General features: G+C 63.7%; 19 protein-coding genes and 1 pseudogene. 14 read left to right on the plus strand and 6 right to left on the minus strand.

Annotated elements, in window-relative coordinates; genetic code table 11:
• The 10 genes from ABD770_RS14695 to ABD770_RS14740 all read left to right on the plus strand — a co-directional run.
• Positions 1–921: ArdC-like ssDNA-binding domain-containing protein (locus tag ABD770_RS14695; protein WP_344820455.1), on the plus strand; the 921-nt coding region annotated here is incomplete at its 5' end.
• A gap of 77 nt (positions 922–998) precedes the next feature.
• A complete protein-coding gene (locus tag ABD770_RS14700) occupies positions 999–1,199 on the plus strand; it encodes a hypothetical protein (RefSeq protein WP_253035913.1) in 201 nt (66 codons plus the stop codon).
• A 46-nt stretch (positions 1,200–1,245) separates the two neighbouring features.
• Positions 1,246–1,629 (plus strand): hypothetical protein, encoded by a 384-nt coding sequence (locus ABD770_RS14705; protein ID WP_344820457.1) that lies wholly within the window; start codon positions 1,246–1,248, stop codon positions 1,627–1,629.
• A gap of 320 nt (positions 1,630–1,949) precedes the next feature.
• Positions 1,950–2,201 carry a glutaredoxin domain-containing protein gene (locus tag ABD770_RS14710; protein ID WP_253035916.1) on the plus strand — a complete coding sequence of 84 codons (252 nt, stop codon included), beginning with the start codon at positions 1,950–1,952 and terminating at the stop codon, positions 2,199–2,201.
• 55 nt (positions 2,202–2,256) lie between these two features.
• Complete coding sequence (locus ABD770_RS14715) at positions 2,257–2,604, plus strand: hypothetical protein (protein WP_344820459.1); 348 nt, start codon at positions 2,257–2,259, stop codon at positions 2,602–2,604.
• Between the two features lie 56 nt (positions 2,605–2,660).
• Entirely contained in the window at positions 2,661–2,978 is a 318-nt protein-coding gene (locus tag ABD770_RS14720; RefSeq protein ID WP_253035910.1) for a hypothetical protein, read from the plus strand.
• Between the two features lie 64 nt (positions 2,979–3,042).
• Positions 3,043–3,426 (plus strand): single stranded DNA-binding domain-containing protein, encoded by a 384-nt coding sequence (locus ABD770_RS14725; protein ID WP_253035909.1) that lies wholly within the window; start codon positions 3,043–3,045, stop codon positions 3,424–3,426.
• Positions 3,427–3,503: 77 nt separating this feature from the next.
• Positions 3,504–4,301, plus strand: coding sequence for a ParA family protein (locus tag ABD770_RS14730; protein ID WP_253035908.1), 798 nt, complete (start codon positions 3,504–3,506; stop codon positions 4,299–4,301).
• The gene (locus ABD770_RS14735) at positions 4,298–4,696 is read left to right on the plus strand and encodes a ParB family protein (RefSeq protein WP_253035907.1); all 399 of its coding nucleotides are present in this window, start codon (positions 4,298–4,300) and stop codon (positions 4,694–4,696) included. Before ABD770_RS14730 ends, ABD770_RS14735 begins: the two co-directional genes overlap by 4 nt.
• Positions 4,693–4,995, plus strand: a complete 303-nt coding sequence (locus tag ABD770_RS14740; RefSeq protein ID WP_344820460.1) for a hypothetical protein — start codon at positions 4,693–4,695, stop codon at positions 4,993–4,995. The genes ABD770_RS14735 and ABD770_RS14740 overlap by 4 nt, the downstream gene beginning before the upstream one ends.
• Positions 4,996–5,100: 105 nt before the next feature.
• On the opposite strand, the gene sul1 is transcribed toward ABD770_RS14740, so the two are convergent.
• The 5 genes from sul1 to ABD770_RS14770 form a co-directional block, all read right to left on the minus strand.
• Positions 5,101–5,940 carry a sulfonamide-resistant dihydropteroate synthase Sul1 gene (sul1, locus tag ABD770_RS14745; protein WP_000259031.1) on the minus strand — a complete coding sequence of 280 codons (840 nt, stop codon included), beginning with the start codon at positions 5,938–5,940 and terminating at the stop codon, positions 5,101–5,103.
• Positions 5,934–6,281: a quaternary ammonium compound efflux SMR transporter QacE delta 1 gene (locus ABD770_RS14750; protein WP_000679427.1), complete on the minus strand. Its 348-nt coding sequence runs from the start codon at positions 6,279–6,281 to the stop codon at positions 5,934–5,936. The genes sul1 and ABD770_RS14750 overlap by 7 nt, the downstream gene beginning before the upstream one ends.
• 163 nt (positions 6,282–6,444) lie before the next feature.
• Positions 6,445–7,236 (minus strand): ANT(3'')-Ia family aminoglycoside nucleotidyltransferase AadA1, encoded by a 792-nt coding sequence (gene aadA1, locus ABD770_RS14755; protein ID WP_001206316.1) that lies wholly within the window; start codon positions 7,234–7,236, stop codon positions 6,445–6,447.
• Positions 7,237–7,556: 320 nt separating this feature from the next.
• The gene (locus ABD770_RS14765; RefSeq protein WP_001389365.1) at positions 7,557–8,321 is read right to left on the minus strand and encodes an IS6-like element IS6100 family transposase; all 765 of its coding nucleotides are present in this window, start codon (positions 8,319–8,321) and stop codon (positions 7,557–7,559) included.
• A gap of 133 nt (positions 8,322–8,454) precedes the next feature.
• Positions 8,455–8,820: a hypothetical protein gene (locus ABD770_RS14770; RefSeq protein ID WP_344820461.1), complete on the minus strand. Its 366-nt coding sequence runs from the start codon at positions 8,818–8,820 to the stop codon at positions 8,455–8,457.
• Between the two features lie 108 nt (positions 8,821–8,928).
• Between ABD770_RS14770 and ABD770_RS14775 the strand changes: the two genes are divergently transcribed.
• From ABD770_RS14775 to ABD770_RS14790, 4 genes and pseudogenes are all read left to right on the plus strand, one after another.
• Positions 8,929–9,309 (plus strand): hypothetical protein, encoded by a 381-nt coding sequence (locus ABD770_RS14775; RefSeq protein WP_344820463.1) that lies wholly within the window; start codon positions 8,929–8,931, stop codon positions 9,307–9,309.
• 267 nt (positions 9,310–9,576) lie between these two features.
• Positions 9,577–10,338, plus strand: coding sequence for a 23S ribosomal RNA methyltransferase Erm (gene erm / locus ABD770_RS14780; protein ID WP_130108831.1), 762 nt, complete (start codon positions 9,577–9,579; stop codon positions 10,336–10,338).
• 149 nt (positions 10,339–10,487) lie between these two features.
• Positions 10,488–10,616 (plus strand): annotated as a pseudogene (locus tag ABD770_RS14990) (ATP-binding domain-containing protein); the annotation flags it as partial.
• A gap of 606 nt (positions 10,617–11,222) precedes the next feature.
• Positions 11,223–11,432 (plus strand): hypothetical protein, encoded by a 210-nt coding sequence (locus tag ABD770_RS14790; protein WP_200769338.1) that lies wholly within the window; start codon positions 11,223–11,225, stop codon positions 11,430–11,432.
• A 320-nt stretch (positions 11,433–11,752) separates the two neighbouring features.
• Here the strand turns inward: ABD770_RS14790 and ABD770_RS14795 are convergent, their stop codons facing one another.
• Positions 11,753–12,073 (minus strand): metal-sensitive transcriptional regulator, encoded by a 321-nt coding sequence (locus ABD770_RS14795; RefSeq protein WP_344820465.1) that lies wholly within the window; start codon positions 12,071–12,073, stop codon positions 11,753–11,755.
• Position 12,074: the final 1 nt, after the last annotated feature.

Raw genomic sequence — 12,074 nt, forward strand, 5'->3', positions numbered from 1 at the left:
CCTAATAGTACTAATACCGTCACCGGAGGTAGTGAGATGGCCCGCAAGATCAAGACCACCAAGAGCCCCGAGGAGCGTCGCGCCGAGGCCGAAGGGCTGCACGCCACGATCGCGGAACAGGTCGAGGAGCTGCGCACCTCGGAAGCCTGGTCGCGGTTCCTCACGTTCGCGCAGGCGTTCCACCGCTACAGCCTGAACAACCTGCTGCTGATCCTCGCGCAGAAGCCCGAGGCGACCAGCGTCGCCGGTTACCGCACGTGGCAGAAGCTCGGCCGCCAGGTGCGCAAGGGATCGCGCGGCATCCGCATCTTCGGCGGCCGCGACGTGCGCGAGACGGTCGAGGACGAGCAGAGCGGCGAGGAGAAAGAACAGCGCCGCGTGCGATTCTTCCCCGTGTCCGTGTTCGACATCTCGCAGACCGACCCCATCGACCCCGAGGCGGACGACCCCAGCACCCTCGCGCAGCCGCTCACCGGCAACGACCCCGCAGGCATCTTCGACGCCGTAGCGGATTACCTCACCGGCAAGGGCTGGACGGTCGAGCGCGAGCCCATCGATGGAGCTGCCAACGGCTACACCGACCCCGAGGCGCGGCGCGTTGTGATCGACGCCGACCTCTCCCCCGCCCAGGCCGCCAAGACCGCCCTGCACGAGGCCGCACACGTCGAGCTGCACGCCGAGGAAGATCACGCCGAGTACGTCGAGCACCGCGGCGTGAAAGAGACCGAAGCCGAGAGCGTCGCCTACATCGTCGCGGGCATCCTCGGACTCGACACCAGCGCCTACAGCGTCGGCTACATCGCCGGGTGGAGCAAGTGCGAACCCGAGACGATCAAGGCCACCGCCGCAAACGTGCTGCGCGCCGCGCACACCCTGGCCGACGCCATCACCGAGCCCGCCGAGGCAGCCGACGCAGCCTAACCCGAATAGTACTATTGCCGTTGCTACATCGTAACGGCAATAGTACTATTAGAGGTAGAGAGCGAGAGGAACCCACCATGACCGAGACCGTCACCATCGAGACCAGGGCGTGCATGTTCTGCGGCGCATCGAGCCGCGTCGAGCTGACCGCCCGCCAGGCGGCAGCCCTGGCCGCCCGCCGCCCCGTGCAGGACGTCCTGCCGGACGTCGAGCCCGCCCGCCGCGAGCTGCTGATATCCGGCACGCACCCCGACTGCTGGGCGCGAGCTTTCGGATAGTAACCCCTAATAGTACTGTTAGTACTCATAGAGTCAGGATTCAGACATGACCGACCTTGCCAACCTCGGAACGCGCCGCCAGCCCATGCCCCGGCCCGCGACGCTCGACGAGTACCTGCGCATCCGGCCCCAGATGATCGACACCACGGGCGCGCCCCTCGTGCTCACGAGCTGCGAGAGCTGCAAGCGGCAGCACTTCACCGTCGAGCCCTGCGCCGCCGAAGCCCCCTGCCCGCGCTGCGGCTCGGCCGCCGGCAGATGCCGGCGGCCCTCCGGCCACGCGGCCGCGAGCTGGCACGCCGAGCGCGCGGCCGCGTTCGAGGAGCTGTGCAACACCCGCGAAGCCGCCGGACTCCCCCAGGTGGCCCGCTGGCCCGAGCCCACGCAGCCGCCAGCAGCGCCGACGCTGTTCGAGTGGGATCAGCCATGAACGAGCCGAGCTGCGCCCGGCGCGAAGGGCCGCGCCCCTCGCACTCCCCCGGCTCAGGCGCGACGGAGCGCGCCCGAGCTGATCGACGGCCACCTACGGCGGCCGAGCGCCTACGGCACACTCGTTTTCTTGCCGTGAAGCCTTCGGCAGCATACGGTCGGCCAGCCTCCGCACAAGCGCTTTCGCGGCATATCCTCGCGTCTTTCGCTGCGCTCGGCCGCTCCGGTATTCCACGGTCGCTTGTGCTCCGGCCGGCTCTCCCTAGCGGCGACAAGTCGCCTTCACGGCAAAAAACGTGGGGATGGGAGGATTCCAAGATGTTGACAGTCACCGTGTACACCACCGGCCCGAGCTGCATCCGCTGCAAGATGACCAAGGACGTCATGGGCCGCAAGGGCGTCGAGTTCGTCGAGGTCGACATCCGCGAGAACACCGCCGCACGCGAGTACGTGGTCGAGGAGCTGGGATACACCGAGGCACCCGTCGTCGTCGTCGAGGACGGCACCGGCGAAGATCACTGGTCGGGATTCCGGCCCGATCAGATCGACCGCATCGCCGCCGTAAATGCTTGACATGCACTAACGGTAATAGTACTATTAGAGTTAGAACGAGAGAAGGGAAACCGCCATGAACGACTGCACGATCGCCAGCCCCGAGGGAGCGGTCATCGCCCAGGTGAGCCACAGCGACATCACCGAGCACACCGGCACGCCGTACGACACCGGAGCCCGGCTCGAACCGCACCCCTGGGTGCGCGACGGCATCACCGGCCACGAATATCAGCGCCCCGCCGAGGCAGACGACTACGGTCGCGTCGACTTCGACGACGACGAGGGAACCACGATCGCCACGCTGCACATCGAGGGCGACCCCCTGCGCCCCGAGGGCGCATTCCTGCTCAAGCTCGACGTGAACGCCCCCGTCATCATCCACGGCCCCGGCGGCGAGTACATCGGCCGCGTCCGCCCCATGTGACCACGAGCGGCCCTAATAGTACCATTACCGTTAGGGCCGCTCCGAAAGGAGAACCCATGAACGCCACAGTCCAAGACCTCGCAGCCCGCTACTCGGCACTTCCCGAGAGTATCCGCAGCAAGTGCCCCCGGCCCACCGGGGCCGTCACCCCGGAGAGGGTGCGCGGCTGGCTGATCGAGCTGCGCGACACCTGCCTCGCGGCCGCCGCAACGGCCACAGACCTCGCGCTCGACACGGCCCAGGCCGGAGACCTCGACGCCGCAACCTCGCTGAAGCACGAGGCGCGCGCGACGCTCTCATTTGCAGCAGCGATCGGAGACCTCATCGGCTACCCGCCGATCGACGCCGACAACCGATCGGAGGAGAACAACTAAGACCCCTTGCAACCCCATTACCGCTAACAGTACTATTAGAGTCACCATCCAACAGGAGGAAACCATGAGCTACATCACCCGCACCGGCAACCTGGCCGAGACCCCGACCCTGCGCGAGGGCGACAACGGGCCGTACACCTACGCCCGCGTCCTCGTCAGCGACCGGCTGCGCCAGGAGGACGGCAGCTACACCGACGGCCCGACCATCGGCTACGACGTCGCCGTGAGCGGCAACCAGGCTGTGAACCTCATCGAGGCGGCCGAGCGCAGCGGGAACATCCGCGTGACGTTCTCGGGCCGCTACCGCGTCACCGAGTACAAGGGCGAGCAGGGCACCCGCATGCAGCACGAGGTGCGCGCCGACGAGGTGAGCGTGAGCCTGCGCGGCCAGAGCGTCACCGTCGAGCGGGCCGCCCGCGCGGACGAGCCCGACAGCACGCCGTTCTGACCGACCCAGGGGTGCGGTGCCGATTCGCTGGCACCGCACCCCCAACAGTACTATTAGCACTATTGGAGGTATTACCCGTGACCGCTCGAATCATCGCCCTCTGCAACCAGAAGGGCGGCGTCGGTAAGTCGACGACGACGTTCCACCTCGCGCGCGCGGCCGTGCTGCGCGGGCAGCGCGTGCTCGTCGTCGACAACGACCCGCAAGGCAACCTGACCTCAGTCGCGGCCGCCGAGACGGTCGGAGACGACCAGGCAGGGCTTGCCGACGCCCTCAGCTCACGCGCGCCCGAGAGCATCCGAGACGTGATCGTGCGCGGCGTATGGCCCGGCCTCGACGTCGTGCCGACGTCGGGCGTGATCCTCGGTTCCGTGCGCGACGAGCTCGTGGTCGCCGGAGCGGGCCGAGAAGGTCGCCTGCGCGCGGCGCTGGCCGCCGTGGCGGCCGACTACGACCTGATCCTGATCGACTGCGCACCGAGCCTCGACCAGCTCACCATCAACGGCCTCACCGCCGCCGATGCCGTGACGATCGTCACCCACTCCAAGCTGTTCAGCGCCAACGGGCTCGCGCAGCTCCTCGACACGATCGACAACGTGCGCCAGTACTACAACCCCGCGCTGCGCGTGGCAGGCGTCATCGTCAACCAGCACGAGGAGCAGACCGTCAGCGGCCGCACCTGGCTCGACGAGCTGCACGCGGCCGCCGGAGCCCGCGAGTTGCGCGTGCTCACGCCACCGATCCCCAAGCGCGTCGTCATCAGCGACGCCACCGAGGCCGCTCGCGGCCTCGACGAGTGGGGGAGCGCCGAGGCGACCGCGCTCGGCGCGATCTACACCGACCACCTGACCGCCATCGAAGGAGTCACGTCATGAGCACCCGTCCCGCCCCGCGTAAGTCCAGCCTCGCCGGATCGAGCCCGGTCGCCCCGCCGGCACAGCCGGCACAGCCGGCGACGCCCGAACCCGACGTCGTGCCGGCGGCCGCGCAGCCCGCGGCACCGAAGCCGGCACGCGCCACCAGCTCAACGAGCGACAAGACGAAGTACCGGCACAAGGTGAGCTTCTACCAGCACCCCGACGACACGGCGCGCGTGCGCGGTGCGATCCTGCACACCCAGGTCTCGGAGGGAGCGCGCACGCTCAGCCAGTTCGTCAACGACGCCGTGCTGGCCGAGGTCGAGCGGCTGGAAGCCAAGTACAACAACGGCCAGCCGTTCCCGGCTGTGGGAGCCCGCGAGCTGCCACAGGGCCGACCGATGGGGGAGTGAGCATCATGGCCAACCTCGCACGAGACATGCGCCTCGCGTGGCGACTGCTCACAGACTGGGAGCGGTGGGCTCTCATCGGCGCACCGCTGGCCCTTATCAGCGCCTACACGTTGTATCAGCTCTCCGATGCACTAGGGGTCGTCTGGTTCGTGCTGATCGGCTTGTTCGTCGGGATCGTCGGCGGGGCTCTGTTGCAAAGATTGGCGGCAGTCAGAGGTAGGCTGTCGCTCTGCGCCGATCAGGCGACCCGAACGTTCGGAGGCTCCTCGCTGTCCATTCGCTCCCCTGGCGCGGTATGAACCGCCGCCTCATAGTGCAGTTTGATCCTGACGAGCCCAGCATGTCTGCGCCCACCTTCGCGGAACCTGACCAGGGTCCGCTAGCGGGCGGCCGGAAGGTGAATGCTAGGCATGATCTAACCCTCGGTCTCTGGCGTCGCGACTGCGAAATTTCGCGAGGGTTTCCGAGAAGGTGATTGCGCTTCGCAGATCTCCAGGCGCGTGGGTGCGGACGTAGTCAGCGCCATTGCCGATCGCGTGAAGTTCCGCCGCAAGGCTCGCTGGACCCAGATCCTTTACAGGAAGGCCAACGGTGGCGCCCAAGAAGGATTTCCGCGACACCGAGACCAATAGCGGAAGCCCCAACGCCGACTTCAGCTTTTGAAGGTTCGACAGCACGTGCAGCGATGTTTCCGGTGCGGGGCTCAAGAAAAATCCCATCCCCGGATCGAGGATGAGCCGGTCGGCAGCGACCCCGCTCCGTCGCAAGGCGGAAACCCGCGCCTCGAAGAACCGCACAATCTCGTCGAGCGCGTCTTCGGGTCGAAGGTGACCGGTGCGGGTGGCGATGCCATCCCGCTGCGCTGAGTGCATAACCACCAGCCTGCAGTCCGCCTCAGCAATATCGGGATAGAGCGCAGGGTCAGGAAATCCTTGGATATCGTTCAGGTAGCCCACGCCGCGCTTGAGCGCATAGCGCTGGGTTTCCGGTTGGAAGCTGTCGATTGAAACACGGTGCATCTGATCGGACAGGGCGTCTAAGAGCGGCGCAATACGTCTGATCTCATCGGCCGGCGATACAGGCCTCGCGTCCGGATGGCTGGCGGCCGGTCCGACATCCACGACGTCTGATCCGACTCGCAGCATTTCGATCGCCGCGGTGACAGCGCCGGCGGGGTCTAGCCGCCGGCTCTCATCGAAGAAGGAGTCCTCGGTGAGATTCAGAATGCCGAACACCGTCACCATGGCGTCGGCCTCCGCAGCGACTTCCACGATGGGGATCGGGCGAGCAAAAAGGCAGCAATTATGAGCCCCATACCTACAAAGCCCCACGCATCAAGCTTTTGCCCATGAAGCAACCAGGCAATGGCTGTAATTATGACGACGCCGAGTCCCGACCAGACTGCATAAGCAACACCGACAGGGATGGATTTCAGAACCAGAGAAAGAAAATAAAATGCGATGCCATAACCGATTATGACAACGGCGGAAGGGGCAAGCTTAGTAAAGCCCTCGCTAGATTTTAATGCGGATGTTGCGATTACTTCGCCAACTATTGCGATAACAAGAAAAAGCCAGCCTTTCATGATATATCTCCCAATTTGTGTAGGGCTTATTATGCACGCTTAAAAATAATAAAAGCAGACTTGACCTGATAGTTTGGCTGTGAGCAATTATGTGCTTAGTGCATCTAACGCTTGAGTTAAGCCGCGCCGCGAAGCGGCGTCGGCTTGAACGAATTGTTAGACATTATTTGCCGACTACCTTGGTGATCTCGCCTTTCACGTAGTGAACAAATTCTTCCAACTGATCTGCGCGGGAGGCCAAGCGATCTTCTTCTTGTCCAAGATAAGCCTGTCTAGCTTCAAGTATGACGGGCTGATACTGGGCCGGCAGGCGCTCCATTGCCCAGTCGGCAGCGACATCCTTCGGCGCGATTTTGCCGGTTACTGCGCTGTACCAAATGCGGGACAACGTAAGCACTACATTTCGCTCATCGCCAGCCCAGTCGGGCGGCGAGTTCCATAGCGTTAAGGTTTCATTTAGCGCCTCAAATAGATCCTGTTCAGGAACCGGATCAAAGAGTTCCTCCGCCGCTGGACCTACCAAGGCAACGCTATGTTCTCTTGCTTTTGTCAGCAAGATAGCCAGATCAATGTCGATCGTGGCTGGCTCGAAGATACCTGCAAGAATGTCATTGCGCTGCCATTCTCCAAATTGCAGTTCGCGCTTAGCTGGATAACGCCACGGAATGATGTCGTCGTGCACAACAATGGTGACTTCTACAGCGCGGAGAATCTCGCTCTCTCCAGGGGAAGCCGAAGTTTCCAAAAGATCGTTGATCAAAGCTCGCCGCGTTGTTTCATCAAGCCTTACGGTCACCGTAACCAGCAAATCAATATCACTGTGTGGCTTCAGGCCGCCATCCACTGCGGAGCCGTACAAATGTACGGCCAGCAACGTCGGTTCGAGATGGCGCTCGATGACGCCAACTACCTCTGATAGTTGAGTCGATACTTCGGCGATCACCGCTTCCCTCATGATGTTTAACTTTGTTTTAGGGCGACTGCCCTGCTGCGTAACATCGTTGCTGCTCCATAACATCAAACATCGACCCACGGCGTAACGCGCTTGCTGCTTGGATGCCCGAGGCATAGACTGTACAAAAAACAGTCATAACAAGCCATGAAAACCGCCACTGCGCCGTTACCACCGCTGCGTTCGGTCAAGGTTCTGGACCAGTTGCGTGAGCGCATACGCTACTTGCATTACAGCTTACGAACCGAACAGGCTTATGTCCACTGGGTGGCTCTGTTGCAAAGATTGGCGGCAGTCAGAGGTAGGCTGTCGCTCTGCGCCGATCAGGCGGCTGCTGCGAAATGGTGGTTGAGCATGCCCATGGCCTCCGTCAGCGCCGAGGGCCCAATGCCAAAAGCTCTCTCCACAAGGCGCACCTCGCCCCTGATGCCGGGCTGCAGGCACCAGGGGCGAGCCTGTCCTTTGCGCAGGGCTCGCATGACTTCGAATCCCTTGATCGTGGCATAGGCCGTGGGGATCGATTTGAAACCGCGCACCGGCTTGATCAGTATCTTGAGCTTTCCGTGATCGGCCTCGATCACGTTATTGAGATACTTCACCTGCCGGTGGGCCGTCTCCCGGTCCAGCTTTCCTTCGCGCTTCAATTCGGTGATCGCTGCACCATAGCTCGGCGCTTTGTCGGTATTGAGCGTGGCAGGCTTTTCCCAGTGCTTCAGGCCTCGCAGGGCCTTGCCCAGGAACCGCTTCGCTGCCTTGGCGCTGCGGGTCGGCGACAGGTAGAAATCGATCGTGTCGCCCCGCTTGTCGACTGCCCGGTACAGGTAGGTCCACTTGCCCCGCACCTTGACGTAGGTTTCATCCAGGCGCCAGCTCGGATCAAAGCCACGCCGCCAGAACCAGCGCAGCCGCTTCTCCATCTCCGGGGCGTAGCACTGGACCCAGCGATAGATCGTCGTATGGTCGACCGAAATGCCGCGTTCCGCCAGCATTTCCTCAAGGTCGCGATAGCTGATCGGATAGCGACAATACCAGCGCACCGCCCACAGGATCACATCACCCTGGAAATGGCGCCACTTGAAATCCGTCATCGTTCCGTCCGTCCAATCTCCGCCAAGCATGCTCAAGCTTCACGATTTTTGCAACAGAGCGACGTGCCTCACCTAATATGCCCGCGAAACAGTTCCGGTGACTCACATAAATATGCCCGCGAAACGGAATCATCTATTTCATGGGAAGTGGGCTATCAATGCGAGCCAAACACGAGATAACCAGGTAGCCGAGCGCGCCAAGGAGCAGGCAGACCGGTGGGAGCAAAAAGCCGCGCGCCTCGACGCCCAACGAGACGCCCACCGTGCCGAAGATGAGCAAGCCGACGCCGTAATCCACGCTGCTGAGGACGCAGCCGAGCACGTCCGTACCGAAGTCACCAGGCCACTCGTCCAACGAGCAGAGCAGGACGGCGCGACCTACCTTGCCGCTGTCGAGGACGAAGCCGCCGCCAGCACCCGACTCTCGGCCGTCGGCAGGTTCGGTCGGCGCAAAGCCCGCGCCGAGCACCAGGCCGCGAAGGAACAGACGCAGACTCAACGGGCGCGAGTGCGCGACAACTGGGGCAGCGCACCGCCCCGTAATCACCAAGCACTCCCCGGATGGGCAGCCCAGACAGCGGCACAGAAAGCGAAAGGTGACCCCCGCGTGGCCGAAGCCGCCCGCGCCGCCGACGCTGCGCGCACCGACCGAGGAAAAACCTCGCGGCGACACAAGCAAGAACGGTTCGCATTGTTGGCTCGTGAAATTGGAACCGAGCAAGCACGCAGCGATCAGTTCGGAATGCGCACCGTCAACCCACAGCGTGCCGCCCGAGACGCCCTCACGCGAGCAACATTGGCGCGCGCCGAAGCCGACGAACTCCGCAACCTCTCAGTCAACGACGCTGCACGAATCATTGCAGCCAAGCGGGCCGAGCAGGAACAGACACGACGGCTGTTGGAGCAGCGAGAGCGGCAACTCAACCCGTTCCAGCGCACCACCCCCGGCAGCGACCCAGGTCGTGACGGGCCAGCACGCGGCCTGTGATTCCCGGGTTTGCTGCTCCGATGAACTCTGTGCTGCGATCGGGTAAGATGATCGGCATGGGTAACTTGATTTGCGTGTTCGCTGTGACGCACACGCTTGCTGTTCGCGACCGCCGCGCCTGACGGCGCGCCTCGCTGAACGCTTCGCGCGTCGTCCATCCGAGAGACCATTCGCGTCTCGGAACGGCGATTTTGCGCATCCATTTTCTCCGTCTGCGCTCTGCCCTGTTTCCGAGGCGTTCCATCCTTTCTTTCTTGGAGCGCGAACATGCCTCGTTCATCCCACGGTGGCCGCCACGAACTCGGCCAAAACTTCCTCATCCACACACCCACAATCAGCAAGATCACCGCTCTAGTCACCGCGACGAAAGGGCCGATACTCGAACTTGGCGCTGGAGACGGCGCACTCACGAGACCTCTCGCCCAGCTCGGCAGGCCGGTGACCGCGATTGACCTCGATGAGCACCGGATCGCTGGCCTCCGCCGCGCGCTGCCGGATGTGAAAATCAATCACGCCGACGCGCTCACCGTCCCTCTCGACCACCCCGTGATCGTGGGGAACATCCCCTTCCATCTCACCACCCCGATCCTGCGCCGACTTCTCCGCGTCGGCACCTGGACTCAGGCGGTGCTCCTTACGCAATGGGAGGTCGCCCGCAAACGCTGCGGGATCGGTGGCTCCACCATGTTGACCGCACAAACCGCGCCCTGGTTCACCTTCGACCTCCACGGCCGGGTTCCCTCCTGGGGTTTCCGACCACGCCCCAGCGTCGATGGCGGCATCATCCAGATCAGCAGGCGCAAAGATCCGCTGATTCCCGGCTCGCAGCGCACCCGGTACCAACAGTTCGTACGCGCGGTATTCACCGGCCGAGGCAGAACCCTCGACCGTGTCATCGCGAACGCGAGCCACATCGACCCCGGCCGAGCCCGGCAACTCCTGAGGCAGTGCGGCGTCGATACACGCGCACTGCCGAGGGACCTGACACCGGAGCAGTGGGCCGGAATCTGGAACGCGATACCTGAGTAGCCACCCCCAGAGCCACCATGCACGACACAACTTTCGCGATTCGTGGTCTCTCGGCCCGCGATGACGAGTCGGTCGCGTGAGCGTCCTCACGGCGACCGGTAGAATAGAACCGCGCGCACGCGCACGTTCACAGGTGAGTGTGTTTGGGGAACCTCGGCTACGCCGTGACCGCCCACCGCGCACAAGGGTCCACCGTCGACGCTGCGCACACGGTCGTCCACTCACCGGAAGTGACGCGCGAATCCCTCTACGTCGCGATGACCCGCGGCCGCGAGTCCAAGAACAACCAGATCGTACGCAGGTATGGCTTCTACTGGCGGTACGACACTCCCGCACAGTTGCGGCTTCTGGGCGAGCTCTGGCCGCTGGTAAACGACCGGCATAACTTCCTCACCCCGACGAAGAAACCCATCGGCTGGGACACCGACGGCAAAGGCCGACGCAGACGTGTCTATGACACGCTTGCGACCCCGTTCGACCGGCTCTTACGTTCCGGTGTCCTCACCAGCGAGAGAACTGCAGAGCTCACCGCGTACCGGGACAGTTTGAATCCCGCGCATATCGCCCGTGAGATCGACCGGATCCAGCAGCGCCTCACCTGGCTCGCCGCCGACAAGACCCGCAAACTCGAAGCCGCCGAACTTGCGAAGCAGCCCGACCCGACCGCCGGGGTCAAACCCGCCCGAACAAGGAAGAAACAAGCCAGCTAAACTCAGGGATTACGCGGGCATTCCTTCGTGAGTCACCGGGGCTGTTTCGCGGGCATATTTAAATGAGTCCCCTCGCAGAGCCCCCGCGTCCTCGATGACGCGACGGCGCTGCACGCTGTACTGAGGCGTACGGCCGGTGCGCAGTTCGGGAGGTATGTCGGCGTCGACGTACCCATGCTCGGCCAGCTCGCGGCCTGGCATGAGCGCGTCGTCGACGGGACGCACTACAACGGCGAGGACGGGCGCGGCGACGGCGCAACTGGCACCGTCACCACGGCGGCAGAGCTGCACCGTGCCGCCGCAGCGTTCGATGCCGCCTCGGCCGCGCTGCGCGAAGCGCACGCAGCCAACGGCGTCGTGCGCTGGTACGACGATCCCCAGTGAGTCACGACGTGGACGGCCCGGATGCCGACACCGAGGAGCGCACCCGCATCGGGCAGGTGCTCGATGCAGCTCTGCCGCCGACGAGCGCCGACCGATAACGATCGTTTACGGCGCGGTCCAGATATCGGGCTCGGAACGGTCGCCACAAACGCTCGTCATAAGCACCAAACGGCAAGGGTTTCCGGCTGATCCTGTGAAGACGCGCTGAGCGCCTTACGCGCGTGGCAAGGCGACGGCAGCTTTCTCGTAACCCATGGGATACGAGACCGACCTTGCGGTTCGGAACAGTGTCAGCGATCAATCGACGTTGGCGAGGCGACTCAGCGAACGAGGCGGGCGATCGCCTGAGACGCTTCCCGGACCTTCTCTTCGGCGATGTCGCTGCCGGCGCGAGCTGCATCTGCCACACAGTGGCGCAGGTGGTCTTCGAGGAGCCCGACGGCAACGCTCTGCAAGGCGCTGGTCAGTGCGGAGATCTGAGTGAGGATGTCAATGCAGTACTTCTCGTCCTCGACCATGCGGTGGATGCCGCGTGATTGTCCTTCGATGCGCTTGAGGCGAGCAAGGTAGCGGGCTTTGTCCGTGATGTACCCGTGCTCTGCGTGGTTGCAGGATGTTGTAGCGACGGCGGTATCAGTCATC

It is taken from the genome of Microbacterium soli, from assembly GCF_039539005.1.
Lineage (GTDB): Bacteria > Actinomycetota > Actinomycetes > Actinomycetales > Microbacteriaceae > Microbacterium > Microbacterium soli.

Coding starts and splice junctions, on each gene's coding strand:
- ABD770_RS14700 (WP_253035913.1), top strand. CDS start 999: ATGACCGAGACCGTCACCATCGAGACCAGGGCGTGCATGTTCTGCGGC.
- ABD770_RS14705 (WP_344820457.1), top strand. CDS start 1,246: ATGACCGACCTTGCCAACCTCGGAACGCGCCGCCAGCCCATGCCCCGG.
- ABD770_RS14715 (WP_344820459.1), top strand. CDS start 2,257: ATGAACGACTGCACGATCGCCAGCCCCGAGGGAGCGGTCATCGCCCAG.
- ABD770_RS14720 (WP_253035910.1), top strand. CDS start 2,661: ATGAACGCCACAGTCCAAGACCTCGCAGCCCGCTACTCGGCACTTCCC.
- ABD770_RS14725 (WP_253035909.1), top strand. CDS start 3,043: ATGAGCTACATCACCCGCACCGGCAACCTGGCCGAGACCCCGACCCTG.
- ABD770_RS14735 (WP_253035907.1), top strand. CDS start 4,298: ATGAGCACCCGTCCCGCCCCGCGTAAGTCCAGCCTCGCCGGATCGAGC.
- sul1 (WP_000259031.1), bottom strand. CDS start 5,940: ATGGTGACGGTGTTCGGCATTCTGAATCTCACCGAGGACTCCTTCTTC.
- ABD770_RS14750 (WP_000679427.1), bottom strand. CDS start 6,281: ATGAAAGGCTGGCTTTTTCTTGTTATCGCAATAGTTGGCGAAGTAATC.
- aadA1 (WP_001206316.1), bottom strand. CDS start 7,236: ATGAGGGAAGCGGTGATCGCCGAAGTATCGACTCAACTATCAGAGGTA.
- ABD770_RS14765 (WP_001389365.1), bottom strand. CDS start 8,321: ATGACGGATTTCAAGTGGCGCCATTTCCAGGGTGATGTGATCCTGTGG.
- erm (WP_130108831.1), top strand. CDS start 9,577: ATGCCTCGTTCATCCCACGGTGGCCGCCACGAACTCGGCCAAAACTTC.
- ABD770_RS14790 (WP_200769338.1), top strand. CDS start 11,223: ATGCTCGGCCAGCTCGCGGCCTGGCATGAGCGCGTCGTCGACGGGACG.
- ABD770_RS14795 (WP_344820465.1), bottom strand. CDS start 12,073: ATGACTGATACCGCCGTCGCTACAACATCCTGCAACCACGCAGAGCAC.